Here is a 26,165-nt window from a genome sequence, read left to right on the forward strand (position 1 = left end):
CCGCTGATCTGGTGGCTGCGGCCTCACCGGGCCAGGGCAGGGCAGGGAGCGTGCGGCTGTGCCCCGTGCCGCACCACCTGGCCCATGGCCTGGCGGTGGTGGCGGAACACGGCCTGGCGGCCTGCCTGGAGCAGGCGCCGCTGCTGCTGCTGGTCTGCGACGGCCTCGGCCTCGGGGTTGATGGATCCGGCTCCGAGCCCGCATCCGGCACTGCGCCTACAGCGCCCCTCTGGGGCTGCGAACTGCTGCTGCTTGAAGCCGGCGGGCCTGCGATCGATCCGGCCGCCAAGCCCAGGCTGCATCCAGCAGGGAAGCCGACCCGGAATCCAGCGGAACCGCTGCTGCGCTGGCGGCGACTGGCCAGCCTGCGGCCCTTCCCCCTGCCCGGTGGGGATCGGGCCAGCGCCGAGCCACGACGGGCGGCACTCGGCCTGCTGGCGGCAGCGGGTCAAACCGCGTTGGAGCACGGCGGTGCCGCGGCCTGCCGGGCGGCCTTCACGGCGGCGGAGTGGCACCTGTTGCTGCAGGCGATCGCCGGCGGCTGCAACAGCCCGCGCTGCTCCAGCCTCGGCCGCCTCTTCGATGCGGTGGCCTCCCTGCTCGACCTCTGCCAGGTGCTCAGCTACGAGGGGCAGGGCGGCCTGCTGCTGCAGGGCCGAGCCGCGGAAGTGCTGGAGGGAGACCCCAGCGCCGCGGAGCGGGCCTATCCCCTGCCGCTGCGGCCGGCCCCGCAGGCGGCGGGCCTGCCGCTCGGCTGGCTCGACTGGCAGCCACTGCTCAAGGCCCTGCTGGAGGAGCTGCCGCTCCAGGCCCGCCCAGGAGCGGGCGCCGTCCAGGCCGCCCGATTCCATCGGGCCGTGATCGGGGGGTTGGTGGCGATGGCGGAGGCGGCCGCACCCGGCTGGGGCTGCCAGCGGGTCGTGCTGGCGGGCGGCTGCTTCCAGAATCGCCTGCTGCTGGAGGGTTGCCGCGCCGGCCTGCGCGCCTCAGGCCTGGAACCCTTCAGCGCAGAACTTCTGCCCAGCAACGACGGCGGCCTGGCCCTGGGTCAGCTCTGGGCCCTTTCCAGCGCCATGGCTACAACGGAATCGAAGCCGCCCCACCGCGTGCAGCACGCCCATGTGCCTGGCCCTGCCTGGTCGCATCCTCTCGATCACCCACCAGCCGCCTGCGGTGGAGCCGGTGGAGCCCCCTGATCTCTCCGGCGGCGGCGATCCGCTCTGGCGGGTGGCGGAGGTGGATTTCGGCGGGGTGCGCCAGGCCGTGAGCCTGGCCTGCCTGCCCCAGGCCCGGGTCGGCGATCAGGTGCTGGTGCATGTGGGGCTGGCCCTGAGCATCGTTGCGGAGGACGAGCCATGACCCAGACCCCAGTCGCCACCAGGATCACGGTGGATGGCAATGAGGCGGTGGCACGGGTGGCCTACCGACTCAACGAGGTGATCGCCATTTATCCGATCACGCCGGCCTCGCCGATGGGCGAATGGGCTGACACCTGGGCGAATGAGGAGCGTCCCAACCTCTGGGGTGCGGTGCCCACGGTGGTGGAACTGCAGAGCGAAGCGGGGGCGGCGGGGGCGGTGCATGGGGCCCTGCAGGCCGGCGCGCTCACCACCACGTTCACAGCCTCGCAGGGGCTGCTGCTGATGATCCCCAACCTCTACAAGCTGGCGGGGGAGCTGACGCCGGTGGTGCTGCACGTGGCCGCCCGCTCCCTGGCGGCCCAGGGCCTGTCGATCTTCGGCGACCACAGCGATGTGATGGCCACCCGCGGCACTGGCTGCGCCATCCTCTGCTCCGCCTCGGTGCAGGAAGCCGGCGACTTCGCCGCCATCGCCGCCCGCGCCAGCCTGCGCAGCCGCCTGCCGTTCCTGCATGTGTTCGACGGCTTCCGCACCTCCCATGAGATCCAGAAGATCGCCCCGATCGACGACGCCCTGCTGCGGCAGCTGATTCCAGACGACGCCATCGCCGCGCACCGGGCCCGGGCCCTGAGTCCAGACCATCCGGTGATCCGCGGCACCAGCCAGAACCCGGACGTGTATTTCCAGGCGCGCGAATCGGTGAACCGCTTCTACGACGTCGCCCCGCAGCTGGTGGCCGAGGCGATGGACCGGTTCGCGGCCCTCAGTGGGCGGCGCTATCAGCCGTTTGAGTATGTCGGGCCTGCCGATGCCGAGCGGGTCCTGGTGTTGATGGGGTCAGGCTGCGAAACCGCTCACGAAACGATGGAGTGGCTCAACCGCGCACACCCTGCGTCCGGCGGGGTGGGGCTGATCAAGGTGCGCCTGTTCCGTCCCTTCGCGGCGGACACCTTCGTGGCAGCGCTGCCAGCCACGGTGAAGGCCGTGGCGGTTCTGGATCGCTGCAAGGATCCCGGCGCCAGCGGCGAGCCGCTGTACCTCGATGTGCTGGCCGCCCTGGCCGAAGCCTGGCCGCTGCTCCATCCCGATCGGCCGCCGCCACGGGTGCTGGGCGGCCGCTACGGGCTCTCCTCCAAAGAATTCACGCCAGCGATGGTGAAGGCCGTGGTCGACCATCTGGCCCGGTTGCTGCCGGGAGGCAGCGGCCTGGCGGCCACTCCAGGCGTCCCTGCGGCCAAGGGAGCGGCTGCGCCGACCGTTGATCCAACCACCGTTGATCGAACCGCAGTGGTGCTGAACCATTTCAGCGTGGGCATCACCGATGACGTGACCCACCGCTCTCTACCGATCGATCCGGAGTTCGTCTGCGAAGGCACCAGCGACAGGGCCAGCAGCGAGACAGTCAGCAGCGAAACAGTTGGCAGTGAGACAGCCGGCCGGGAGGTACGGGCCGTGTTCTACGGCCTCGGCTCCGATGGAACGGTGGGCGCCAACAAGAGCACGATCAAGATCATCGGCGAGAGCACCGATCTGTTCGCCCAGGGCTATTTCGTCTACGACTCCAAGAAATCCGGCTCCGTCACGGTCTCGCACCTGCGCTTCGGGCCGCAGCCGATCCGCTCCACCTACCTGATCCAGCGCCCCACCCTGGTGGCCTGTCACCAATGGGATTTCGTCGGTCGCTTCGCCCTGCTGGAGGGCATCGAAGCCGGCGGCACCGTCCTGCTCAACAGTCCGTTTGATCCACAGGAGACCTGGCGGCGCCTGCCGGACTCCCTGCGGCAGCCGATCCGGCGGCAGGGGTTGCGGGTCTGGGTGATCGCAGCCGATCGGGTGGCACAGGAGGCGGGCATGGGCGGCCACATCAACACCGTGATGCAGGCCTGCTTCTTCGCCCTGAGCGGGGTGCTGCCCAGGCAGGCTGCGATCGAACGGATCCGCGCCGCGATCCACAAGTCCTATGGACGCAAAGGGGAAGCAGTGGTGGCGATGAACCTGCGCGCCCTGGACGCGGCGCTCGATCACCTGCTGCCGCTCGACTGGCAAGGGTTTGATGCAGAAGCCAGTGATGCGCAACCCGTTGATGCACAACCGGTCGACCCAGCCATGGCGGACACCCCGTCCCTGGTGGAGCGCCTCGCTGCAGCACCCGATTTCGTGCGCCAGGTGATCGCGCCGATGCTGGAGCGCCAGGGAGACACCCTGCCCGTGAGCGCCCTCCCCTGCGACGGCACCTGGCCCGTGGGCACGGCCCGCTGGGAGAAGCGCAACATCGCCGCCGAGGTGCCGGTCTGGGAGAGCGATCTCTGCGTGCAGTGCGGTAAGTGCGTGATGGTGTGTCCCCATGCGGTGATCCGCGCCAAGGTGGTGGCTCCCGAGGCCCTGGCCGCTGCTCCAGCGGGCTTCCGCCAGGCCCCGGCCCGCGACCAGGCCTTCGCCGAGCAGGCCTTCACGATCCAGGTGGGCGCGGAAGACTGCACCGGCTGCGCCCTCTGCGTAGCGGTGTGCCCGGCTCGCGACCGCAGCGAACCCAAGCGCAAGGCGATCAACATGGCGCCGCAGCGGCCGCTGCGGCAGCAGTCTCGCCAGTACTGGGACTTCTTCCTCTCCCTGCCCGAGGTGCCGCGGCAGGGGCTCAACCTCCACAAGATCGGCCAGCAGCAGCTGCAGCAGCCCCTGTTCGAATTCTCCGGGGCCTGCGCCGGCTGCGGCGAGACCCCCTACCTCAAGCTCGCCACCCAGCTGTTCGGCGATCGCATGGTGGTGGCCAACGCCACGGGCTGCTCCTCGATCTATGGCGGCAACCTGCCCACGACCCCCTGGAGCGCCAATGCCGCCGGGCGTGGTCCGGCCTGGAGCAACTCCCTGTTCGAAGACAACGCCGAATTCGGCTTCGGCATGCGGGTGGCGATCGACCAGCAACGCCGCATGGCCCTGGACCTCCTGGAACCGCTGGCTCCGCCAGCGCTGGCCGAAGCCCTGCGCGAGGCCGACCAGAGCGACGAAGCCGGCATCGAGGCCCAGCGTCAACGGGTGCAGGAGTTGCGGCGGCATCTGCAGCACCGCCTCGAGCGACTCCAGGGCGAGTCCGCAGGGGCGGATGGGACAGGTGAGCTGGATGGCAGCCGTGCCCAACGCCTGCTCGATCTGGCCGATGCCCTGGTGAAGCGCAGTGTCTGGCTGGTGGGGGGCGACGGCTGGGCCTACGACATCGGCTTCGGCGGTCTGGATCACGTGCTGGCCAGCGGCCGCGATGTGAACGTGCTCGTGCTGGACACGGAGGTGTACTCCAACACCGGTGGACAGATGTCGAAGGCCACCCCGACCGGTGCGGTGGCCAAGTTCGCCGCCGGTGGAAAGGCCTCACCCAAGAAGGATCTGGGCCTGATGGCGATGACCTACGGCAACGTCTATGTGGCCAGCGTGGCGATGGGGGCCCGCGATGAGCACACGATCCGGGCCTTCCTTGAGGCCGAGAGCTATCCAGGCCCGTCGCTGTTGATCGCCTATTCCCACTGCATCGCCCACGGCATCGACATGGCCCAGGGCATGGCGCACCAGCGGGCCTTGGTGGAGGCGGGGCGCTGGCTGCTCTACCGCTACGACCCCCGCCGCAGCGAGCGGGGCGAGACGCCCCTTCAGCTCGACAGCCCCAGCCCCCGGCGCCCCCTGGCTGAGGTGATGGCCTCGGAAAACCGCTTCCGCATGCTCAGCTACAGCCAGCCGGAGCGGGCACGGCAACTGGCACGGCAGGCCCAGGCCCATGTCGATCAGCGCTGGGAGTTCTATCGAAGTCTGGCTGGCCTACCCACGACCGATCCGGAGGTGCAGCCATGAGCCCCGACCTGTCCACCACCTACCTCGGCCTGGAGCTGCGCAGCCCCCTGGTGGTGGGGGCGGCCCGCCCCCTCAGCGAAGACCCGGACGTGTTGCTGGCCCTGGAGCGGGCCGGTGCCGGAGCCATCGTGTTGCACTCGCTCTTCCAGGAGGAGATCGAACAGCAGCAGCTCGATCTGCATCGCCACCTGCTGCAGGGCAGCGACAGCTACGGCGAAGCGCTGAGCTACGTGCCGGAAACAGCGATCAGCCATGGCGGCGATGCTCTCTACCTGCGTCACCTCGACTGGGCCCGGCAGCATCTGGCGATTCCGGTGATCGCCAGCCTCAATGGCACCCACCCCGGTCGCTGGGTGGAGACCGCCCGGCGGATGGAGGCGGCGGGGGCGGCGGCGATCGAGCTGAACATCTATGCCCTGCCCACCGATCCGCTCCTCTCCAGCGCCGCCATCGAAGCCGAAGTGGAGGAAATCGTGCGGGAGGTGCGCGCCGAGGTAAGCCTGCCGCTGGCCGTGAAGCTGAGCCCCTTTTTCACCAACCTGGCCGCGATGGTGCGGCGCCTGCGCGAGGCCGGCGCCGATGGCCTGGTGCTGTTCAACCGCTTCTACCAGCCCGACATCGACATCGAGACCCTGGAGGTGCGCCCCAACCTGCTGCTCTCCACCCCCCACGATCTGCGCCTGCCGATGCGCTGGATCGCCCTGCTGCACGGCCATGAACCGCTCGATCTGGCCGGCAGCGGCGGTGTGCACCGCGGCACCGATGCGGTGCGCCTGCTGATGGCGGGCGCCTGCGTCACCCAGGTGGTGGGGGCACTGCTGCGCCACGGCCCCCAGCGCCTGTCGGGGCTGGAGGAGGAGCTGCGCCAGTGGCTGGCGGAGCACGAGCATGGCTCCGTGCGCGAGCTGATCGGTTGCATGAGCCAGAGCCGCTGCCCCAATCCCAGCGAATTCGAGCGGGCTCACTACATGCTGGCGGTGCAGACCTTCCGCCCGGCCGCGGCCGCAGCGGCACCGGGGCCCTGGTGAGCACGACCGTTCCGGCGGCCGACACGCGGTACGCCCGTTCTGCTGAGGCGGTGGAGCGCCTGGCCGCGCAGCTGGCGGCCACCGCGACCCGGCCCTGGACCCTGATGGAAGTGTGCGGCGGCCAGACCCACGCCATCGTGCGCTGGGGTCTGGATCAGTTGCTGCCCGAGGGGATCCGCCTGATTCATGGTCCGGGCTGCCCTGTGTGTGTCACGCCCGCGGCCACCCTGGATGCGGCCCTGGCCCTGGCGCGCCAGCCGGAGGTGATCCTCTGCTCCTACGGAGACATGCTGCGGGTTCCCGGCAGCCGCAGTGGCGATGATCTGCTGGGTGTGCGGGCCGCCGGCGGCGATGTGCGGCTGCTCACCAGCCCCCTGCAGGCAATCGCTCTGGCCCAGGCCCATCCCGATCGGCTGGTGGTGTTCCTGGCGGTGGGGTTCGAGACCACCGCCCCGGCCACGGCCCTGCTGGTGCGCCAGGCCACGGCCCTGGGGCTGGTGAATCTGGCGCTGCTGCCGGCCCATGTGCGGGTGGTTCCGGCCATGGAGGCGATCCTGAGTGGACCCGACAACCAGGTGCAGGGCTTTCTGGCGGCGGGCCATGTGGGAGCGGTGATGGGCACGGCGGAGCTGCAGGGTCTGGTGCAGCGGCAGGGGGTGCCGGTGGTGATCAGCGGCTTCGAACCCGTGGAGCTGATGGCCGGAATCCTGCGCTGCGTCCAGCTGCTGGAGGCCGGCGAGAGCGCCGTGGCCAACGCCTACGGGCGGGTGGTGCAGGAAGGGGGTAATCCCGAGGCCCAGCAGCTGATCGAGGCGGTGTTTGAGGTGGTGGATCAACCCTGGCGCGGCCTGGGGGTGATCCCGGCCGGCGGCCTGGCCCTGCGCCCGGCCTATGCCGCCCTGGAGGCGCGCCATCACCGGCCGCAGCTGCTCGAGCAGCCCCAGCCTGCGGCGGCGCAGGAGCCGCAACAATCGCAGGAGCCGCATAACCTGCCAGTCTGCATTTCCGGCCAGATCCTGCGCGGGGTGCGGCGCCCCTGCGACTGCCCTGCCTTCGGCAGCAGCTGCACCCCGGAACATCCCCTGGGCGCCCCGATGGTGTCGAGTGAAGGGGCCTGCGCCGCCTACCACCGCTACCGCCCCAACTGAGCAGGATGGAGCAGAACGCCCGGATAAGGCTGGCCCATGGGGGTGGCGGCACCCTGATGCAGCAGCTGATCGACCAGGAGCTGCGGCGCCTCTACGCCGATCCGCAGCAGCTGCTGCACGACGCCGCCAGCCTGACCCTGCCCCCGGGGCAGCTCGCCTTCACCACCGACAGCTACGTGGTGCAGCCGCTGGAGTTTCCCGGCGGCGACATCGGCTCCCTGGCGATCACCGGCACCGCCAACGACCTCGCCATGGCGGGGGCCCGTCCGCTTCACCTGAGCGTGGCGTTGATTCTGGAAGAGGGGTTGCCACTGAGCCTGTTGCGGCGTGTCGTGGGATCGATGGTGACCGCCTCCCGCGCTTGCGGCCTCACGATCGTGACCGGCGACACCAAGGTGGTGGAGCGGGGCAAGGCGGACGGCCTGTTCATCAACACCAGCGGCATCGGTGTGGTGGAAGCATCGCAGCCGATCCATCCCTCCCGGATCGCCGCCGGCGATCAGCTGCTGGTCAGTGGGGATCTGGGCCGGCACGGCGTGGCGATCCTCGCCGCTCGCCATGGGCTGCAGCTTGATCCTCCGGTGCTGAGCGACTGCGCGCCCCTCTGGCCGTTGGTTCAGCAGCTGCTGCAGCGGGGTGCGCGGATCCACTGCCTGCGGGATCTCACCCGCGGCGGCCTGGCCAGCGCCCTGCAGGAATTGGCGCTGGCGGCCGGGCTGACGCTGCAGATCGAGGAGGAGCGGATCCCCGTGATCGAGCCGGTGGCCCGCTGCTGCGACCTGCTGGGCTTCGAGCCGCTGCATCTGGCCAATGAGGGGCGCTTCCTGGCCGTGGTGCCAGCCGAGAGCCTGGATCGGGTGGCACCCCTGCTGGAGGCCTGGGGCGGCAGCTGGATCGGCTCGGTTCTGCCCGAGATGGGGGAGGCCCCCGTGCTGCTGCGCACCGCCTACGGCAGCAGCCGCGTGCTCAGGCCCCTGAGCGGAGAACTGCTGCCCAGGATCTGCTGATCGCCCGTTACAAGAATGTGCCCCACAGTTGCCTGATATCAACCAGGCGATTGATGCGGCTTGAAAGAAAAATCATGGGCGATACTGGATTCGAACCAGTGACCCCTTCCGTGTGAAGGAAGTGCGCTACCGCTGTGCTAATCGCCCTTTGTGTCTGGATCTGAGTCTGAACTCAGGCCTACCGAGTGATGGTCCATCATCCCGGCGGCTGCGGAAACCGCTGCCTTGATCGGAGCTTAAACCATCACCCCTCCTGCCACGGCGGCCGAACAACCCGGCCAGGTTTCGTTTCCTGGCAAGCCCCGCCCCTGCGCTGCGATCGGCGACCATGGACGCCAGTCACTGATCGAACAACGGGCAGCGATGGTGGGAACGGGTCAGCATGGGGCAGCGCACACCGATGTGCTGATCGTGGGCGGTGGTGTGTGTGGCACGGCCCTGCTGTTCGAACTGGCCCGCTACACCGACCTCCACCACGTGACCCTGGTGGAGCGCTATGGCCGCCTGGCCCAGGTGAATTCGCGCGCCACCAACAACAGCCAGACGATCCACTGCGGCGACATCGAGACCAACTACACCCTCGAGAAGGCTGTGCGGGTGAAGCGCACGGCCGAGATGATCGTCCACTACGCCGACCTGCTCGATCCGGCCACGCGCGAGCGCTGCGTCTTCCGCACCCCGAAGATGGTGCTGGGGGTGGGGGAGCAGGAATGCTCCTTTCTGCGGCAGCGGTTCGAGCGCTTTTCCGCCCATTTCCCCGCCATGGAATGGCTGGAGAAGGAGCAGATCGCCGAATGGGAACCCCAGGTGGCCCTGGTGAACGGCCAGCTCAGACCTGAGCCCCTCGTGGCGATCGGCATTCGCCGCACCTACACGGCGGTGGATTACGAAGAGCTTTCAGCCTCGTTTGTGAAACAGGCTCAGCAGGCGGTGCGCGGCAGCGACCGCAGCCTCGACATCCGCATGGGCACCACGGTGGAGGCGATCGAGCCGGAGGGGGAGGGCTTCCGGGTTCGGCTTCGCGTCACTCCCGCTGCAGGAGCGGCCTCAGGATCGACGCGCCTGGCCACGACTCCAGGAGTGGTGCAGGAGATCGTGGCCCGGCATGTGGTGGTGAATGCCGGGGCCCACAGCCTGCTGATGGCGCAGCGGATGGGCTACGGGCTGGAGTACTCCTGCTTGCCGGTGGCCGGCAGCTTCTACTTCACGCCGGATCTGTTGCGCGGCAAGGTCTACACCGTGCAGAACGACAAACTGCCCTTCGCCGCCATCCACGGCGACCCAGACGTGCGGGCGCCCGGCAAAACCCGGTTCGGCCCCACGGCCCTGCTCCTGCCCCTGCTGGAGCGCTATAAGCCCGCCTCCTTCTGGGAGTTCCTGCAGGTGCTGCGGCTCGACTGGGCGGTGCTGGCCGTGTTCTGGCAGCTGCTGCGGATCGCCGACATTCGCAACTACATCCTCAAGAACCTCCTCTTCGAGGTGCCCTGGCTGCGGCGGCGCCTGTTCCTGGCGGACGCCCGCAAGATCGTGCCGGGCATGCAGCTGCAGGATCTCAGCTTCGCCGAGGGCTATGGCGGCGTCAGACCCCAGCTGATCAACAAGCAGGAGCGCCGCCTGATGCTCGGCGAGGCACGGCTCGAACCGATCCCCGGCCTTGTGTTCAACGTGACGCCCTCACCCGGGGGCACCTGCTGCCTGGGCAATGCCGCCATCGACCTCGAAGCGATCGTGGCGCGGCTGGACTGCGGCTATGACCGCGACCACCTGGCTCACGAGCTGTACGGCGAGGCCCCCGCAGGGGTTGCCGAGCGCACCGCCCAGCAGACGATCGCCGGCTGAGCCGTCAGGCGCCGCCGCGGAACAGGTGGTTGTGACTGGCGGAATAGAGCTTCGAGCGGGCTTCGGCCGGTGCCTGCAGGGCCGGACTCACCACATAGAGGGTGGTGCGGATCAGCTCCTTCTCCCGGCTCACGGCTGCCATGCGCTCGAGGGGCACCACCGTGAGCCACTGGTCCGGCCAGCTCACCCGATAGCCGATCGCTACAGGGGTGTCGGCCGGATAGTGCCGCAGCAGTTCCGTCTGCACCTCCTCCACGTGGCGGGCACTCAGGTAGAGGCAGAGGGAGGCCCGCAGTGCCGCCAGCCGTTCCAGGCTTTCGCGCTCCGGCACCCCCGTGCGCCCACCGGCGCGGCTGAGCACGATCGTCTGAACCAGGCCCGGAATCGTGAGTTCGCTCTGAAGGGCCGAGGCGGTGGCCTGGTAGGCACTCAGGCCAGGCACCACCTCCACACCGATGCCGGCATCGGCTAGGCGACAGATCTGTTCGGCCAGCGCCCCATAGAGGCAGGGATCACCGTCATGAAGCCGCACCACCCGTAGGCCCTGGCGGGCGCGATCCAGCACCCGTTCCATCACCTCCTCGAGGGTGAGGGTGCTGGTCCGGATGCGTTCGCAGGTCGCGGGGGCCAGCGCGGCGATCTGGGGATTCACCAGGGAATCGGTCCAGACCAGCACATCGGCCTGTTCGAGCAGCCGGGCCGCCCGCAGGGTGAGCAGATCAGGGGCACCGGGACCGGCACCGACGATCCACACCGGATACTCACTCATGGCTGGGACGTCACGCCGGAAGGATCGGGCAGGGATCTGTGGCGACCGTAGAGCCACCAGAGGCCGAGGCCGCCCAGAGCGATCAGCAGCAGGCTCATCAGCTGGGCCATGCGCAGGCCACCACTGCAGAAGGGGGGCTGGGAGAACAGGCAGAGCGGATCGAGGCGCAGCCCTTCGATCCAGATGCGGCCGCTGCTGTAGGCCATCAGGTAGATGCAGCTCAGGGCGCCAGCCGGGAGGGCGATGCGACCGCGGCTGGCGCTGCGGAAGAGCAGGAGCAGCAGCACACAGACCCCCAGATTCCAGATGGATTCATAGAGAAAGGTGGGATGAAAGCCGGTGCGCTCCAGAACTTCCACCGGACGCTGGGCCAGGGGGATATAGAGCTTCCAGGGAAGCTCGGTGGGCAGGCCGAAGGCTTCGGAATTGAAGAAGTTGCCCCAGCGGCCGATCGCCTGGCCCAGGGCCACCGAAGGCACCAGCACATCGAGCAGGCTCCAGAAGGGCAATGCCCGCCAGCGGCAGAAGAGGATGGTGGTGAGCACGCCGCCGATCAGGGCACCGTGGATGGCGATGCCGCCACGCCAGATCGCCAGGGCATCCCAGGGATTGTCCTGGAACTGGCGCCACTCCAGGCTCACGTAATAGAGGCGGGCCCCCAGCACCGCCCCGAGCACGATCAGGGGCAGCAGGTCGGCCACGAGGCTGGGATCAATGCCGCGCCTGCGGGCCAGCCGGCTGGAGAGCATCAGGCCCACCAGCACCGCCAGGGCGATTAGCAGGCCATACCAGCGCAGTGCAAAAGGGCCCAGCTGGAAGACCAGGGGCCCCGGAGAGGTGAACAGAGCAAAGGGCATCAGACGCCTTCGGCGGCCTGCACCTTCTCAATCTGGCGCTTCTTCAGCACCAGCATGATCTGAGCCAGGGCCACAGAGGCGAAGAAGGCGAGCAGGCCGTAGATGCGCACGGGATCCTGCAGCACGATCTCGGTATCGATCTGACCAAAACCACCCACATTCGGGTCGTTGGAGATCGGGGCACCGGCTTCGACCGCATCACCCACCGCCACGATCAGGCTGGGGCCGGCGGGCACGGTGTCGCTCACGGTGCTGCCATCGGCGGTGGTGATCTCCACCACAGTGCCGCCACCGTCAGCCGGGGTGATGGCACTCACCTGGCCAGCCACCGAGGCTGTGTAGACCGTGTTGTTCGACTTCTCACCGGTGGGATAGACCTGGCCGCGTCCGCGATTGCCACCTACGTGGATCGAGTATTTGCCGAAGTGAATGCTGCTGTCAGCGGCAGGATCGGGAGAGAGGATCGGGAAGACGATCTCCTGGTGCTGATCACCAGGCAACGGACCCACCAGCAGGATGTTGGGCTGGTCGTCGCTGTACTGGGTGTAATAGATGCCGGCCGTTTCTTGCTTCAGTTCCTCGGACAGACGATCCTGAGGCGCCAGGATGAAACCATCCGGCAGCATCACCACGGCACCCACGTTCAGGCCGGCGGCGCTGCCATCACCGGAAACCTGTTGCACTGAGGTGTCGTAGGGGATCTCCACCACCGCCTTGAAGACGGTGTCCGGCATCACGGCCTGGGGCACCTCGACGCGGGTGGCCTTCTTGGCGAGATGGCAGTTGGCGCAGACCAGCTTGCCGGTGGCTTCGCGGGGGCTGGCGTAGTTCTGCTGGGCCCAGAAGGGATAGGCCCAGCTCGGGGCGGCGGCGCTGACGAGCACACCGCAGGCCAGGACAGAGCCGAGCAGAAGAGAAACGAGGCGGCGCATGGGAGAGGGGGCGGCTGGACGGGCGGAGAGAAAAGGGAAGCGGCTCAGACCCACCAGGGCTTCTCACCCGTGCGGAAATCGGTGTCGGTCCACTGGCTGAGGAACACGGTGTCGTTCTCGACCGACACATTCGCCAGGGCCAGCGACAGGGGTGCCGGACCGCGCACCACCTTGCCGGTGGCGTCGTACTGGCTGCCGTGGCAGGGGCACATGAACTTGTTGGCGCCGCTGTTCCAGGGCACCACGCAGCCCAGGTGAGTGCAGATCGCGTTGATGCCGTAGCTGCCGATCGCGTCGGCACCTTCAACGATCAGATAGGTGGGGTCGCCCTTGAGGCCCTGCACCAGGCTCCGATCTCCCTCCTTGTGGGTGTCCAGCCAGCCCGTGGCCGTCACGGTGTTGCCGAGCTCATCCTTGGCGGTGGTGCCGCCACCACCGCCAGCGGCCCGGGGGGGGATGAAGTAGTTCACCACCGGATAGAGAGCGCCGAGAGCCACCCCGGTGAGCGAACCGAAGGTGAGCAGATTCATGAACTGCCGACGACCCATTCCGGGCACATCGCTCGCAGGCATCTGGGTCATGCGGGGCTGACGGTCGTCGGGACCGAGGCAACGTGGCGACCATTATGAACCTTGCCCAGCCCGGCACGTCCGCCACCCGGGGGCTGACCAGGCTGGCTGCAACATGCTGTGGTGGAGTCCGCCCTGCTTCCGTGTCCGAATCCGGCGCCACCAGCCGCCAGGGGCCCCTGTCCGTTGAGGAAGTGGTGGCGATTCTGCGGCGCCGCTGGCAAGCCTCCTACGACCTCCAACTGGTGCAGCGACGGGGTCGTCTCTACCTGCAGGTGATGTGGGCCTATCTCGAGCAGCAGTCGTTTCCGCTCAGCGCCGATGAATATGCCGATCGGATGGAGGAGCTGGTGGGTGCCCTCAACGGCATGGGAGTGGCCGGGCAGGTGCGCAGCTGGCTCAGCAGCACCAACGATCGGCCCCGCCTGGGCAAGGCGATGAATCTGGCCCTGGAACTCCCTCCCGAACGGGCCAGCGAATTTCTGCTCTGAGCGTGAGCCGTTGCTGCAGCGGCAGCGGCACGTGGCAGCAGTCAGAGGCATCGATCCAGAGGCACTGGCCCGTGGCCTCAGCCAGCAGCAGCCGGAGCGGCTGGCCGCACCCGTTCCGCCAGGGCCACCAGGGCGACACCGACCAGGTAGAGGGCTGTGATCGCACCGCTGAGCAGCAGCATCGTGAACGGATCCGTGGACGGCGTCAGCACGGCTCCGGCAATGGCCGCGACCAGAAGCACCCAGCGCCAGCCAGCCAGCATCACCTTGGCCCGGATCAGCCCCAAGGCGCCAAGCAGCAGCTGCAACACCGGCAACTGGAAGGCCAGGGCGGTGGCCACCATCAGCAACAGAACAAAGTCCAGATAGCGCTCGATCGACCAGAGCGGCTCGACCACATCCGCGCCGTAGTTCACCAGGAAGCGCAAAGCGGCTGGCACCAGGGCCCACCAGGCAAAGGCGAGGCCAGCGACAAACAACACCGCCGATCCCGCCACCGCCGGGGCCACCAGTTGCCGTTCCCGCCGGGTCAGGCCAGGCAGCACGAAGCCGAGAATCTCGTAGAGCACATAGGGAAGGGCCAGGCTGAGGCCGGCGTAGCCCGCCACCTTGAGGGAGACGAAGAGAAACTCGCCCGGCGCCAACTGCAGGAAGCGGATGCCCTGCGCCGGAACCTCCAGCAACTTGACCAACGGACGGACCACCACCAGGCAGCCCGCCGCCGCAATCACCACCGCCAGCAGGCTGCGCAGAACCCGGTTGCGCAGTTCGTCGAGATGCTCCATCAGGGTCATCTCCACTTCACCTGGATAGGCATCAGCCCCGTCTTCAGCCCCGGACTCAGCACCGCTATCGACCATCCCCTGATCGGAGATGGCGCTCACGGCGCCAGGGATGCGAATCGGTGCTGGTGGTCCTGCACCAGCTGCTGGTCCGGAGATGGGTTCCGGTGCCGTGATGGGGGTGTCGGTGTCGCTCATGGTCCAGGCTCCCAGGCCAGGCTAGGGGGATCGGCCCTCGGCTCGCCCTCGTGAGCGTCGATGACCGCTGCCCGCTGCGCCAGCCAGGCGGCGGCCCGGCCGGGCTCGCCCCAGAGCAGAGCGCCGCCGCGATGGCGCACCGTCCCCGGTCCAGCCCCGGGGATGCGCTGCAGCTCCTCGGTGGGCACCATCACCACCGGCACACGGCGGTTGCCGCGGGCGCGGCTGAAATGGGCCGCCAGATCCGCCGCCGCCTGGAGGTCGTCATCGCCGGCGACCGCCAGGGACGCCTTCAGAACCACGTGGCTGCCTGGACACTCCTGGGCGTGGAACCAGAGATCGCCGCGCCGCGCCTGACGCAGGCTGATCCATTCGTTCTGGCGATGGTTGCGGCCCACCTGCACGATCAGGCCGGCCGCCGTGGTGCCCTGCAGGGGCTCTGGGGCCATGGCCTTGGCCGCAGCCCGGCGATGGGCGCGCCGCTGGGGCTGCGGCGCCGGTGCTGGCCCCCTGGCGCTGTCTGTTCCCTCCGGTCCGCCGGGGCCATCCCGCAGCTCCTCGGCCAGGGCCTCCAGCTGCTCGACGCCATCGGCCTGGTCGAGGAAGGTGCGGCTGTGCTCCAGCCAGGCAAGCCGCTGGCGGTGCCGCTCCAGCCGTGGTGTGATCGCCGCCAGCGAGCGCCGCAGCTTGCGGGCCCGCCGGTAGAGCGCCTGGGCCTCGTCGATCTGCTCGCGGGACAGCGCGAACTGACTGAGCAGGTCGTCCGCCTGGCTCTGCAGGGCTTCACTACCGCCAGCCGCCTCCATCAACGCCTCCTGCTGGTGCAACTGCCGCTGCTCACGCTCGGTTGCGGCCTTCAGCTGCTGGGCGAGCTGGTGCTGGCGACGCTGCAGCTCCCGCGCCCCCAGCAAGGTGCCGTAGTAGCCGGCCAGGGCCGTATTGATGGGAAGGCTGTCGCCAGCCTGAGCGGGATCCGCCGCAGCCGGATCAACCCGCCAGCAGCGGTAGACCGTGGGGCCAGCTGTATCGAAAAAAAAGCACTTATCGTCCACCGCCCTCAGCCAGGCGCACCACCGCTGCCACAACCGTGACCAACCGGCCGCATCCAGCTCCTGCACAGGCTGAGCCAACCAGGCGGCGCTCTGCTCCGCGGACTCCCCCGCCAGCTGGCGGGCCAGGGCCGGGCTGATGCCCTGATAGCTCTCCCGCAGCGCCCGTTCCAGGGGCAGGGGCAACAGACTCAGGCGCCGCTGCCAGCTCTCGAACGGTTCGGCCGGATCGGGGCGATCGCCGCCCAGGGGTGGCGGCGGCTGGTAGGGGTCGCCGTTGCCGATCGGCCGCAGACGCGACTGTCCCTGCCGCACCTGATGGCCCAGGGCCATCACCCGCTCCTCAGCGTCGAGCAGAAAGATGTTGCTGTGGCGCCCCATCAGTTCCACCACCAGCTGCCGTTGGGGAGGCTCGCCGGGACGGGGCGCGAAACGCAGGTGCACGACGCGCTCCCAGCCGTCCTGGGCCAGCTCCACCAGGGCCAGCCCCTTGAGGCCATGCTGCAGCTGCTGGGCCAGGGTGCTGCCGTCACCCTGACGGCGCGGTGCCGGGATCGCCAGCAGCCGAGGGGCTTCCGCCATCCAGCTGATCTCCAGCCAGCGCATGCCGTCGAGGCTGCGCAGCCCCAGTTGCACCGTGTGCGAGGCGCTCTGCTGTGCCTTCTCAAAGCGGCTCGGCACCAGAGCGGCACGCAGCTCCCCCAGCACCGCCCGCAGGCTGGTCACGTCCAGAGGCTGGAGGGGTTGGGTTGACACCATCACCGCTGGCAGGGGATCACGGCCGAGGCTGCTTACTCTGCTGCGCAGCAGTGTCACCTCCATGGCCCGCGCCGCGTCGTCCGCCCGGCTCACCGTGATCACCGGTCCCAGCGGCGTGGGCAAGGGCACGCTGGTGAGCCGCTTACTGCAGCGCCAGCCACGCATCTGGCTGTCGATCTCAGCCACCACCCGCCAGCCCCGGGCCGGTGAGGTCGACGGCGTGCACTACTTCTTTCTCAGTCGTGACGCCTTCGAGGCGCAGGTGGCCGCAGGCGGCTTCCTCGAATGGGCCGAATTTGCCGGCAACCTTTACGGCACGCCGCGGCAGCCGGTGGAGCAGCATCTCGCCGAAGGACGGCCGGTCCTGCTGGAGATCGAACTGGAAGGGGCCCGTCAAGTGCGTCACTCCTTCCCGTCGGGCCAGCAGCTGTTGATCCAGCCCCCCTCCTTTGAAGAGCTGGAACGGCGGATCCGTGGCCGCGGCACCGACAGCGAAGCCGCCATCGCGAAGCGCCTGGAGCGCGCCAGGGTGGAGCTGGCCGCCGCAGCCGAGTTCGATGCCTGCCTGGTGAACGGGGATCTGGAGGTGGCGCTGGCGGACCTGGAACAGCTCATGGATCTGGGCACCAGCAAGAGCTGATCTTTGCGTTGATGCGTGAGCTGATCGGTCCAATCTGTCGGATCTGTCCGATTTGTTGTCCGACCTGTCCGATCCGATACGACCAGACACAAGAGCATGGCGATCCCAGCATCAACGCTGGATCGGCGCAGCCGAAACCTTGCGATTGATCAGAGCTTCGTCCCGATCATCCGGACCTGATGGCGAGCCAATCAGCATCACCAACTGCAGACGCAGAACATCGCCAGCCCCGCAGGCTCCGGGGCAAACATGGCAAACACGCCGTTCCTAACCACAAAAAAGCGGCCCCAAAAAGGAGCCGCTAAGGATAGGTGAGCCTGGGAAAGATTTCAGCTATTGAACCTGAGAGGGCATCCAAACAACTCTTTGGAGGTCGCCTTCCCAACCACCGAATTCAATCAGATTCAGAGGGGGTGGAACAGAAGATCCGGGAAGAAGCGATTGAACTCAATCATGATTCCAGCGGTGATCGTGAACCAGATGGCAGCGAACACCGGAGCGGTGGTCAGGAATTTCTTCATGTCAGAGAAGGGTGAAGCGTGTTAGGAAGCAGGACATCAGCCTGCCGCGATTAAGAACCTGCCGCGATCAACAGCCTGTGGAGATCAACAGCCTGTGGCAGTCACCAGCCTGTCGCCTTCAGCGGGGCGACACGGTGACCTTGTTGTCCGACTCGAGCAACTTGCCGCTGGTGAATTCACCGAAGGCCGCGATCGGCCAGCTGGCGGCTGCCAGGGTGCTCTTCAGGGCCAGGGAGAGATCGATCTGGATCTCCTTGGTGGTGGCGTCCTTGGTGCCACGGATGGCCTGCAGGTAGGAGCGACCAGCCCAGCCGATGCAACCGGCGATGTAGAGGAAGGCGATGCCGGGGATCATGAAGTCTCCGGCGTGGCTCCAGCGGCCATCGACAATCAGGTGGGGCAGACCATCAGTGCCGCAGACGGCCTTGCTGTACATCGCAAAGCGAGCTTTGGCCTGCTCGGTCTGGGCCGCGCCGGCCCGCTGCTGGAACCGCGGGCTCTCGGCGCAGGGGGTCAAACCGGCTACATCAGCCCTGGCGGACGGAGCGAAGCCAAGGATGAGAAAGGCGGAAAGAACGACGGCGAATAGACGGCGCATAGGGAGTTCGGCCGCAGGGCAGGATGTCACGACCGGACAGTAGGAGCGGCCCCCAGAGTCCATGGCCACGATTCTTGCCCTCGAAACAAGTTGTGACGAGTCGGCAGCGGCGATTGTGCGGGATCGCACCGTTCTGGCCCATGCCGTGGCCTCCCAGGTAGAGGAACATGCGCGTTTCGGTGGCGTGGTGCCTGAAATCGCCTCGCGACGGCATGTGGAGGCGCTGCCCCAGCTGATCGCCACCGTGCTGACCGAGAGCGGCGTGGCGCTGCCCCAGCTGGATGCGGTCGCCGCCACAGTGGCGCCGGGCCTGGTGGGAGCCCTGCTGGTGGGGTCGGTCACGGGCCGCACCCTGGCCCGCCTGCATGGATTGCCGTTCCTGGGCATGCATCACCTTGAGGCGCACCTCTGCTCGGTAGAGCTCGGATCTCCGCTGCCGCCGGGGCCCTATCTGGTGCTGCTGGTCAGTGGTGGCCATACCGAACTGATCCGGGTCGATGGTCCCGGGCGCTATCAGCCGCTGGGCCGCAGCCATGACGACGCCGCCGGCGAGGCCTTCGACAAGGTGGCACGCCTGCTCGGATTGACCTACCCCGGCGGGCCTGCCATTCAGGCCGCCGCCGAAGGCGGCGATCCCCACCGCTTCGCCCTGCCCAAGGGGCGGGTATCGAGGCCGGAAGGGGGCTTCTACCCCTATGACTTCAGCTTCAGCGGCCTCAAGACCGCCATGCTGCGCCAGGTGAGGGCGCTCGAGGCCACGGCAGAGCCTCTTCCTGTGGCGGATCTGGCGGCGAGCTTCGAGCAGGTGGTGGCCGATGTGCTGGTGGAGCGCAGCTGCCGCTGTGCCCGCGACCAGGGTCTGGCCACGATCGTGCTGGTGGGCGGCGTGGCGGCCAACCGGCGCCTGCGGCAACGGATGGAGCGGAGCTGCGCCGAGGCCGGGCTGCAATGGCGTCTGGCTCCACTGGCGTTCTGCACCGACAATGCCGCCATGGTGGGCGTGGCAGCCACCCAGAGATTCGCGCAGGGTTGCAGCAGCCCGATGGATCTGGGCGTTGCGCCGCGGTTGCCGCTGGTTCAGGCCGGGCAGCTGTACGAGGCAACAGCTTGTTTCTGATCGCCCTAGGGTGGAAGGATTCTCTGAGGGCTGGTCGCCATGGCGCCGGTGGAGCAGGGCCAGGTTGGGAGCACGACCGATCCAGGTCAGGTTGCTGTGGCGCCGATTGACGCTGCCCTGCCGGGCGACGTTGAGTCTCAGGCCGTGGTCGAGCCGGTTGGCCCGGAAGAGCTGAATGCCTGGCGACGGGGCTTCACGCCCCAGGCGGAGATCTGGAACGGCCGGCTGGCGATGCTGGGCCTATCCGTTGGGCTGACCGTTCTGCTGATTGCCCGCCTGGCTGCCGGCCACTGAAACCGGCCCACTGAACAACCCGCGATCAGGTTCTGCCGCGCAGAGCCTGGGCAAGCTCATTGGGCTTGAGGCTCACAGCCACGGCATCCTCTGCTTCGACGCGGCCGTCTTCCACCAGCTTGACCAGGCTCTGGTTGGTGGTCACCATGCCATCGAAACCACTGCGCTTCATGATCTCTTCGATCTCGTCGAGTTCGCCGCGCTGGATGTAGTCCTTGCAGGCTTCGGTGTTGATCAGGATGTCGTGAAAAGCAGCCCGTTTGCCATCGGTGGTCTTGATCAGGCCCTGGGCGACCACCCCCAGCAAGGTTTCAGACACCGCGCGCCGCACCGCATCCTGCTCCTGGGGCGGATACATCCCCAGCACCCGCTCCACGGTCTTCACGGCGGAATTGGTGTGCAGCGTTCCGAACACCAGGTGACCCGTCTGGGAGGCTTCGATCGCGGTGGCCAGGGTTTCCTGGTCACGGATTTCGCCGATCAGGATCACATCCGGATCCTCCCGCAGGGCGGCACGCAGGGCGTTGTGAAACAGCTTGGTGTGCTGGCCCACTTCCCGGTGGCGAATGAGAGATTGGCGACTCTCATGCACAAATTCCACCGGATCCTCAATTGTGAGGATGTGGCGGGTCATGTTGCGGTTGATCCAGTCGATCATCGCCGCCAGCGTGGTGCTCTTGCCGGAACCTGTTGGACCGGTCACCAGGATCATGCCCTTGGGCAGGGCTGAAATCCTCTTGAGGACCGACGGCAGATGCAGGTCCTCCAGGGTGGCGATCTTCTGAGGAATCAACCGCAGCACCATCGCCGGCCCCCGGAACGAATCGAGCACGTTGATGCGGACCCGCGCGAAGGGGAAGGCAAAACTGCCGTCGAATTCCTTGTCTCGCTGAAAGGCATCGATTTCAGCGGGCGTCAGCATCTCCCGCAGCCAGCTCTGGAACGTGGCGGCGTCGGTCACCGGCCAACCGGTGCGCGCCATCTCGCCGCGGGCTCTGTAGCGCGGTTCTTCACCAATGCCCAGGTGCACATCCGAATGGTTCCGCTCGTGGGCCAGGCGCACGATGCCCTCCAGATTGGCGGGTTGGGGCCCGTAATTGCCACCCTCCTCTCCAGCTGCTGCCACCGGGGTGGTGGACTGTTGGGTGCTGGGTGGTGGCGGCGGTGGTGGCGGTTGCAGCCCCTTGCCGGGCGAGGCAGGGGTGGGTGGCTGGGCCGGAGCGGCCACCGGGAACGGGGAGGGCAGAGCCGAGGTTCCGGCGGGGGGGAAGGGCGAAGGCGGAAAGGGAGAATCGGCCTGGGCCATGCCGGAGCGGAACGGGTCGGGTTCAACCAGCTTCGCCCCTATCGGGCCAGGAAGCCACCATCCCTAGGATCCGGGCATTGCTGCTGGGCGACGGGATGCCACTGGTCACGATCGTGCTGGGCACCCGGCCGGAGGCGATCAAACTGGCCCCGGTGATCCGTGCCTTTCAGCAGGCCCCGGACCTGACCACCCGTGTGGTGCTCACCGGCCAGCACCGCGAGATGGTCAGCCAGGTGATGGAGCTGTTCGGCCTCCAGGCCGATCACGATCTGGCGCTGATGGCTCCCAAGCAGACCCTCACCCACGTGACCTGTGCCGCCCTCCAAGGTCTGGAAAAGGAATTCACCGAGCATCGACCGGACCTGGTGCTGGTCCAGGGCGACACCACCACCGCCTTCTCCTCAGCCCTGGCGGCCTTCTATGGCCAGATCCCCGTGGGGCATGTCGAAGCCGGCCTGCGCACCGACAACCTGCTCGACCCCTTCCCCGAGGAGGCCAATCGCAGGCTGATCTCCCAGCTCGCCCAGCTTCACTTCGCGCCGACGGCGCAATCGGCCAGCAATCTGCGCGCCTCCGGTGTGGTGGGCGACATCCTCATCACCGGCAACACGGTGATCGATGCTCTGCTGCTGATGGCGGAGACGGCCCCGGACTGGGATCTGCCCGGCCTCGACTGGACCAGGCAGCGGGTGCTGCTGGCCACCGTGCACCGTCGCGAGAACTGGGGCGAACGGCTGCAGCAGATCGGCCGGGGTTTCCTCGATCTGCTGGAGCGTTTTCCCGATACATCCCTGCTGCTGCCGCTGCATCGCAACCCCACCGTGCGCGAACCCCTGCAGGCCCTGTTGGGCGACCATCCCCGTGCCTTCCTCACCGAACCCCTCGACTACGATCGCCTGGTGGCGGCGATGCGGGGCTGCACGCTGCTGCTGACCGATTCGGGCGGCCTGCAGGAGGAGGCACCCGCTTTGGGCAAGCCGGTGCTGGTGCTGCGCCGCACCACCGAGCGCCCCGAAGCGGTGGAAGCCGGCACCGCTCGCCTGATCGGCACCGACAGCGGCGACATCCTGCGGGAGGCCAGCCACCTGCTGGAGGATCCCGAGGCCTACGCGGCCATGGCCCAGGCCCACAACCCCTTCGGCGATGGGCAGGCGAGCGGACGCATCCTGGAGGCGGTCCGCAGCTTTCTCAACGGCGGGGACGCTCAGTAGGCCTGCAGCTGGTCAACCTGCACTCAGGCACCCTTGCCTGAGTCGGCCTGCATGGAGATCCATCTCCAAGTCAGTCCGTCTGTGGACGCTTGCGGGCCCAGGGAGGCAGGTCGATGAACACCCGCTCGCCTGGCTTGAGGCCCGTGATGATCTGGGTGTCCTTGCCGCTGCTGGCCCCGAGCTCCACCGGCTGGAAGGTGGGCTCGCGCTCAGGGCCGATCCTGAGCACGCCAGGTTTGCCTTCCTCGGTCACCACTGCCACGGTGGGCACCAGGGTCTCGGAGCGCAGCTGACCGGCCTGAAAGTCGATGTCGGCAGTCATGCCGATGCGCAGCTCCGGCGGCGGATCGATCAGCTGCAGCTTCACCTCAAAGGAGGTGACATTGTTGAGTTTGATCGCCCGCGGCGCAATGCGCCGCACCTGGGCCGCAAAGCGCTGATCGGGGAAGGCATCCACCCGCACGCTGGCCATCTGGCCCACCCGCAGGCGGCCGATGTCGTTCTCCGGCACCTTGGCCAGCACCTCCAGACCCTGGGCCAGTTCCACCACCGAGGAACTGGTGGCACCGGCCGTGGCCGACGCTGTGGTGGTGGGTGTCACGAAGGCGCCAGGGTCAGCGAACCGCTGGGTGATCACCCCATCGAAGGGGGCCCGCACGATCAGCTCCTCCCGTTCCACCTGACGCTGCTCCAGCCGCTGACGGGCCGCGGCCACATTGGCCTCATCCACGTGAAAGGCCCCCAGGGCCCGTTGGTAGTCGTCAGCGCTGATCGCCTGGCTGGCGAACAACTGGCGGCGGCGCTCCCATTCACTGCGGGTACGGGCCAGCTGGGCCTCGGCCGAGCTCAGATTGGCCTGCAGTTCTTTCAGGCGTTCATTGAGATCACCCGAGTCCATCAGGGCGAGGGCCTGGCCTTGCCGCACCCGGTCGCCCTCCTCGACGTAGAGCTCCTGCAGCAGCCCCTGCCGCTTCGGGCTCACGTTCACCCGCCTGACCGCATCCAATTCGCCGCTGGCACTCACCACGCTGGGAAGGGACCCCTGTCGGGCCAGCACGGTGTAGGGCTCCAGGTTGCGGCCCTTCTGGCCCGCCTGGCGCTGCCAGAGTGCTGTGCCGCCCAGACCGACCAGCAGCACCAGGGCACCGGCCCAGAGACGCCGCCGTCGCCAGAGCGGCTGGGCCGCCGTGCTGGGGGCGGGCTCGCCAATCTCGGACTCTCCGGTGGGGGCGGGTTCGGGCCGGCGACGCGGCCGCAGGGGGGCGAGGACGGGAATGGGCCTGGTTCCGACTGTGCCCCAGTCTTTCTGGTTGGCGGCGTGATTGGGGTTGTCCGCCTGGACGGATCTCCCCCGTCGCTGCTGGCCCGGCTGGAGCCCGGCAGGGGGCGATTTAGATTCAGCCCATGCTCAAAGCCGGAATTGTGGGCCTGCCCAACGTGGGCAAGTCCACCCTGTTCAATGCCCTCGTGGCCAACGCCAAGGCCGAGGCCGCCAACTATCCCTTCTGCACGATCGAACCCAATTCGGGCGTGGTCGCGGTGCCGGATCCTCGACTGGAGCAGCTCTCCGCGGTGAGCGGCAGCAAGGAGATCATCCCGACCCGGGTGGAATTCGTCGACATCGCTGGCCTGGTCAAGGGGGCCAGCCAGGGCGAGGGTCTGGGCAACAAATTCCTGGCCAACATCCGCGAAGTCGATGCGATCGTGCACGTGGTGCGCTGCTTCGAGAACGACGATGTGATTCACGTCTCCGGCTCGGTGGGCCCAGGCCGTGATGCCGAGGTGATCAACCTCGAGCTGGGGCTGGCCGATCTGGCCCAGGTGGAGAAGCGTCGTGAGCGGCTCAAGAAGCAGACCCGTACCAGCAAGGAGGCCCAGCTGGAGGACGCAGCCCTGGCCCGCATCCAGGCGGTGCTCGAACAGGGTGGAGCAGCCCGCACGGTGGAGATCAGCGACGAGGAGGCCCTGCTGATCAAGCCCCTGGGCCTGCTCACCGCCAAGCCGATCATCTACGCCACCAATGTGAGCGAGGACGACCTGGCCTCCGGCAATGCCTTCGTGGATGAGGTGACGGCACTGGCTGCCCAGGAGGGTGCTGAAACCGTGCGCATTTCCGCCCAGGTGGAGGCCGAGCTGATCGAGCTGCCGGAGGAGGAGCGAGCCGAGTTCCTGGCCGGTCTGGGGGCGGAGGAAGGTGGGCTGCAAAGCCTGATCCGCGCCACCTATTCCCTGCTGGGGTTGCGTACGTACTTCACAACGGGCGAGAAGGAGACCCGCGCCTGGACGATCACGGCCGGCATGACGGCGCCCCAGGCCGCTGGTGTGATTCATACCGATTTTGAGCGTGGCTTCATCCGCGCCCAGACGATCGGTTGCAGCAAGCTTCTCGAGGCGGGTTCTCTGGCTGAGGCTCGCAACAAAGGCTGGCTACGCAGTGAAGGGAAGGAGTACGAAGTCGCCGAAGGCGATGTGATGGAATTTCTGTTCAACGTCTGATCTGAACATCCAGATGACCTGAAAGGTCACCCCTGCGGAAACGTCACCCCTGCGGAAACAAGGACGTGGGCGTGAGGAAGTCAATACAGAGCACGTAGTTCGCCGCTGTCAGGCCATGCCGTAGCAGCACCGCAACGGTGCGGCAGGAATGTCCGGTTGCCAGGCTGATGTAGCTGTTGGTGGTGTATCGAGTCAGGCCCGTATCCGCGAGGCTGAAGAAGTATTCCTTGAACGAATGGTCTGAGCCACGCCGCGCCGGTTCGAACAGGCGGCTGGACATCACATTGATGCCTGGGGCCATGTGGGTCTCACTCACCTGGATGCCACGTTCATCCAGCAGGTACGTGGCTTCAATCCCCTGATCGGCGCTGAGTAAGTCCCGCAGGGCTTGATCGAAACCTTGTCGCTGCACCTTTTGCAGACTCGCGCAGCCTTTCTGGGCAATGCGATGGAGGTCAAGGCTCTGCTGGCGCCGTGCCTTGAGAGCCCTGGTGGCATGGACACGCTGTCGACGCGTCGCCTCGGCGAGGGGCTCCAGCAGGCCCGGAAGATCGAGCTGGTCGGGCTTCCTCGGCCTGGCAAAGAAGAAGCCCTGCAACAGCTCGGCCCCCAATGAGGCGCAGGTATCGACTTCGGCGTGGGTTTCCACCCCTTCAGCCAACACCATGCAGCCGATACTGCGGCTGAGGTTCACCAGGGATTTGATCGTTTCCTGCTTGAAGAAATCGCGATCGACATGGGCCACCAGATGGCGATCCAATTTGATGATATGGGGGCGCAGCTGAGCGATGCGGGGCAGGTTGCTGTCGCCAGCGCCAAGATCATCCAGGGCGATCAGAAAACCATGCTGGCGATAGTCATCCACAAAGGCCCGCAGGGCCTCGAGGTCCAGGACCCGACTTTCGTTCACTTCGATCACCACATCGCCGGGCTCGAGGCCTGCAGCCTGCACCGCCTCCAGCAGCCAGCCGGAGCCCAGCACACCGCGATCGATCACCGAGGCTTCAAAATTGAGGAAGAGCAGCGGACGGCAGCCCGGCTCAAATCGGAGTCGCCGGTAGGTCTCCAGCGCCATCCAGCGACAGAGTCGATCCACCTCCAGCATGCGCCCGGTGGTTTCTGCTTCCAGGAACATCTGGACCAGTCCCATCGTGCGCGGCCGGGCCAAGGCCTCGATCCCTACGACCGACTGGTGCCGAAGGGACAAAATCGGTTGAAAAACAGTATCGAGCTCCTGGTGGTCCAGCAGGTGCTGCAGGGCATCGGAGCGGGGCAGTTCGTCCTGGCGCCCTGCACGGATGCGACCGATATCTGGCAGAGTTCTGTTACGCATGGCGGCCATCGGCTCACTCCGAG

At 67.6% G+C, this 26,165-nt stretch carries 23 protein-coding genes, 1 tRNA gene and 1 pseudogene; 13 read left to right on the forward strand and 12 right to left on the reverse strand.

Annotated features, from left to right (window positions below):
• From KQ310_RS07880 to hypE, 6 genes and pseudogenes are all read left to right on the forward strand, one after another.
• Positions 1 to 1,196 (forward strand): annotated as a pseudogene (locus KQ310_RS07880) (hypothetical protein); the annotation flags it as partial.
• Positions 1,120 to 1,359 carry a HypC/HybG/HupF family hydrogenase formation chaperone gene (locus KQ310_RS07885; protein WP_259721217.1) on the forward strand — a complete coding sequence of 80 codons (240 nt, stop codon included), beginning with the start codon at positions 1,120 to 1,122 and terminating at the stop codon, positions 1,357 to 1,359. The pseudogene KQ310_RS07880 and the gene KQ310_RS07885, both read left to right, overlap by 77 nt.
• The gene (nifJ, locus tag KQ310_RS07890; RefSeq protein ID WP_259721218.1) at positions 1,356 to 5,198 is read left to right on the forward strand and encodes a pyruvate:ferredoxin (flavodoxin) oxidoreductase; all 3,843 of its coding nucleotides are present in this window, start codon (positions 1,356 to 1,358) and stop codon (positions 5,196 to 5,198) included. The genes KQ310_RS07885 and nifJ overlap by 4 nt, the downstream gene beginning before the upstream one ends.
• Positions 5,195 to 6,226 (forward strand): dihydroorotate dehydrogenase-like protein, encoded by a 1,032-nt coding sequence (locus KQ310_RS07895; RefSeq protein WP_259721219.1) that lies wholly within the window; start codon positions 5,195 to 5,197, stop codon positions 6,224 to 6,226. Before nifJ ends, KQ310_RS07895 begins: the two co-directional genes overlap by 4 nt.
• Entirely contained in the window at positions 6,223 to 7,374 is a 1,152-nt protein-coding gene (hypD, locus tag KQ310_RS07900) for a hydrogenase formation protein HypD (protein WP_399237921.1), read from the forward strand. Before KQ310_RS07895 ends, hypD begins: the two co-directional genes overlap by 4 nt.
• A 5-nt stretch (positions 7,375 to 7,379) precedes the next feature.
• Positions 7,380 to 8,381 (forward strand): hydrogenase expression/formation protein HypE, encoded by a 1,002-nt coding sequence (gene hypE / locus KQ310_RS07905; protein WP_259721220.1) that lies wholly within the window; start codon positions 7,380 to 7,382, stop codon positions 8,379 to 8,381.
• 75 nt (positions 8,382 to 8,456) lie between these two features.
• On the opposite strand, the gene KQ310_RS07910 is transcribed toward hypE, so the two are convergent.
• Positions 8,457 to 8,528, reverse strand: a tRNA-Val gene (locus KQ310_RS07910).
• A 216-nt stretch (positions 8,529 to 8,744) separates the two neighbouring features.
• Between KQ310_RS07910 and KQ310_RS07915 the strand changes: the two genes are divergently transcribed.
• Positions 8,745 to 10,220 carry an FAD-dependent oxidoreductase gene (locus KQ310_RS07915; RefSeq protein ID WP_259721221.1) on the forward strand — a complete coding sequence of 492 codons (1,476 nt, stop codon included), beginning with the start codon at positions 8,745 to 8,747 and terminating at the stop codon, positions 10,218 to 10,220.
• A gap of 4 nt (positions 10,221 to 10,224) precedes the next feature.
• Here KQ310_RS07915 and cobM read toward each other — a convergent pair whose 3' ends face one another.
• From cobM to petC, 4 genes are read right to left on the reverse strand one after another with little or no spacing between them, the layout of a single operon-like run.
• On the reverse strand, positions 10,225 to 10,989 hold the full coding sequence (cobM, locus tag KQ310_RS07920) for a precorrin-4 C(11)-methyltransferase (RefSeq protein WP_259721222.1): 765 nt from the start codon (positions 10,987 to 10,989) through the stop codon (positions 10,225 to 10,227).
• Entirely contained in the window at positions 10,986 to 11,846 is an 861-nt protein-coding gene (lgt, locus tag KQ310_RS07925; protein ID WP_259721223.1) for a prolipoprotein diacylglyceryl transferase, read from the reverse strand. The genes cobM and lgt overlap by 4 nt, the downstream gene beginning before the upstream one ends.
• Positions 11,846 to 12,778 carry a cytochrome f gene (petA, locus tag KQ310_RS07930; protein WP_259721224.1) on the reverse strand — a complete coding sequence of 311 codons (933 nt, stop codon included), beginning with the start codon at positions 12,776 to 12,778 and terminating at the stop codon, positions 11,846 to 11,848. Before petA ends, lgt begins: the two co-directional genes overlap by 1 nt.
• Positions 12,779 to 12,822: 44 nt before the next feature.
• The gene (gene petC, locus KQ310_RS07935; RefSeq protein WP_259721225.1) at positions 12,823 to 13,359 is read right to left on the reverse strand and encodes a cytochrome b6-f complex iron-sulfur subunit; all 537 of its coding nucleotides are present in this window, start codon (positions 13,357 to 13,359) and stop codon (positions 12,823 to 12,825) included.
• 131 nt (positions 13,360 to 13,490) lie between these two features.
• On the opposite strand from petC, the gene KQ310_RS07940 reads away from it, so the two are divergent.
• Entirely contained in the window at positions 13,491 to 13,838 is a 348-nt protein-coding gene (locus tag KQ310_RS07940) for a DUF3067 family protein (RefSeq protein WP_259721226.1), read from the forward strand.
• A 77-nt stretch (positions 13,839 to 13,915) separates the two neighbouring features.
• Here KQ310_RS07940 and tatC read toward each other — a convergent pair whose 3' ends face one another.
• A complete protein-coding gene (gene tatC / locus KQ310_RS07945) occupies positions 13,916 to 14,698 on the reverse strand; it encodes a twin-arginine translocase subunit TatC (RefSeq protein WP_259721260.1) in 783 nt (260 codons plus the stop codon).
• A 116-nt stretch (positions 14,699 to 14,814) separates the two neighbouring features.
• The gene (locus KQ310_RS07950) at positions 14,815 to 16,749 is read right to left on the reverse strand and encodes an NFACT RNA binding domain-containing protein (protein WP_311134723.1); all 1,935 of its coding nucleotides are present in this window, start codon (positions 16,747 to 16,749) and stop codon (positions 14,815 to 14,817) included.
• Here KQ310_RS07950 and gmk point away from each other — a divergent pair.
• Positions 16,688 to 17,266 carry a guanylate kinase gene (gene gmk, locus KQ310_RS07955; RefSeq protein ID WP_259721227.1) on the forward strand — a complete coding sequence of 193 codons (579 nt, stop codon included), beginning with the start codon at positions 16,688 to 16,690 and terminating at the stop codon, positions 17,264 to 17,266. The genes KQ310_RS07950 and gmk overlap by 62 nt on opposite strands.
• Before the next feature lie 404 nt (positions 17,267 to 17,670).
• Here gmk and psaJ read toward each other — a convergent pair whose 3' ends face one another.
• Positions 17,671 to 17,787, reverse strand: a complete 117-nt coding sequence (psaJ, locus tag KQ310_RS07960) for a photosystem I reaction center subunit IX (protein ID WP_185465876.1) — start codon at positions 17,785 to 17,787, stop codon at positions 17,671 to 17,673.
• Between the two features lie 118 nt (positions 17,788 to 17,905).
• Positions 17,906 to 18,385, reverse strand: coding sequence for a Photosystem I reaction center subunit III (locus KQ310_RS07965; protein ID WP_259721228.1), 480 nt, complete (start codon positions 18,383 to 18,385; stop codon positions 17,906 to 17,908).
• A 61-nt stretch (positions 18,386 to 18,446) separates the two neighbouring features.
• Here KQ310_RS07965 and tsaD point away from each other — a divergent pair, with 61 nt between their 5' ends.
• Both tsaD and KQ310_RS07975 read left to right on the forward strand, forming a co-directional pair.
• Complete coding sequence (tsaD, locus tag KQ310_RS07970; RefSeq protein ID WP_259721229.1) at positions 18,447 to 19,502, forward strand: tRNA (adenosine(37)-N6)-threonylcarbamoyltransferase complex transferase subunit TsaD; 1,056 nt, start codon at positions 18,447 to 18,449, stop codon at positions 19,500 to 19,502.
• A gap of 39 nt (positions 19,503 to 19,541) precedes the next feature.
• The gene (locus tag KQ310_RS07975) at positions 19,542 to 19,796 is read left to right on the forward strand and encodes a chlorophyll a/b-binding protein (protein ID WP_259721230.1); all 255 of its coding nucleotides are present in this window, start codon (positions 19,542 to 19,544) and stop codon (positions 19,794 to 19,796) included.
• 25 nt (positions 19,797 to 19,821) lie between these two features.
• On the opposite strand, the gene KQ310_RS07980 is transcribed toward KQ310_RS07975, so the two are convergent.
• Positions 19,822 to 21,102: a type IV pilus twitching motility protein PilT gene (locus tag KQ310_RS07980; RefSeq protein WP_259721231.1), complete on the reverse strand. Its 1,281-nt coding sequence runs from the start codon at positions 21,100 to 21,102 to the stop codon at positions 19,822 to 19,824.
• Positions 21,103 to 21,197: 95 nt separating this feature from the next.
• Between KQ310_RS07980 and wecB the strand changes: the two genes are divergently transcribed.
• On the forward strand, positions 21,198 to 22,313 hold the full coding sequence (gene wecB, locus KQ310_RS07985; RefSeq protein ID WP_259721232.1) for a non-hydrolyzing UDP-N-acetylglucosamine 2-epimerase: 1,116 nt from the start codon (positions 21,198 to 21,200) through the stop codon (positions 22,311 to 22,313).
• Positions 22,314 to 22,383: 70 nt separating this feature from the next.
• On the opposite strand, the gene KQ310_RS07990 is transcribed toward wecB, so the two are convergent.
• Positions 22,384 to 23,451: an efflux RND transporter periplasmic adaptor subunit gene (locus tag KQ310_RS07990; RefSeq protein WP_259721233.1), complete on the reverse strand. Its 1,068-nt coding sequence runs from the start codon at positions 23,449 to 23,451 to the stop codon at positions 22,384 to 22,386.
• A gap of 266 nt (positions 23,452 to 23,717) precedes the next feature.
• On the opposite strand from KQ310_RS07990, the gene ychF reads away from it, so the two are divergent.
• Complete coding sequence (gene ychF, locus KQ310_RS07995) at positions 23,718 to 24,809, forward strand: redox-regulated ATPase YchF (protein ID WP_259721234.1); 1,092 nt, start codon at positions 23,718 to 23,720, stop codon at positions 24,807 to 24,809.
• 43 nt (positions 24,810 to 24,852) lie between these two features.
• On the opposite strand, the gene KQ310_RS08000 is transcribed toward ychF, so the two are convergent.
• A complete protein-coding gene (locus tag KQ310_RS08000; RefSeq protein WP_259721235.1) occupies positions 24,853 to 26,142 on the reverse strand; it encodes an EAL domain-containing protein in 1,290 nt (429 codons plus the stop codon).
• Positions 26,143 to 26,165 lie beyond the last annotated feature (23 nt).

Origin of the sequence: Synechococcus sp. CS-1328, from assembly GCF_025128095.1 — a bacterium.
GTDB lineage: Bacteria > Cyanobacteriota > Cyanobacteriia > PCC-6307 > Cyanobiaceae > CBW1002.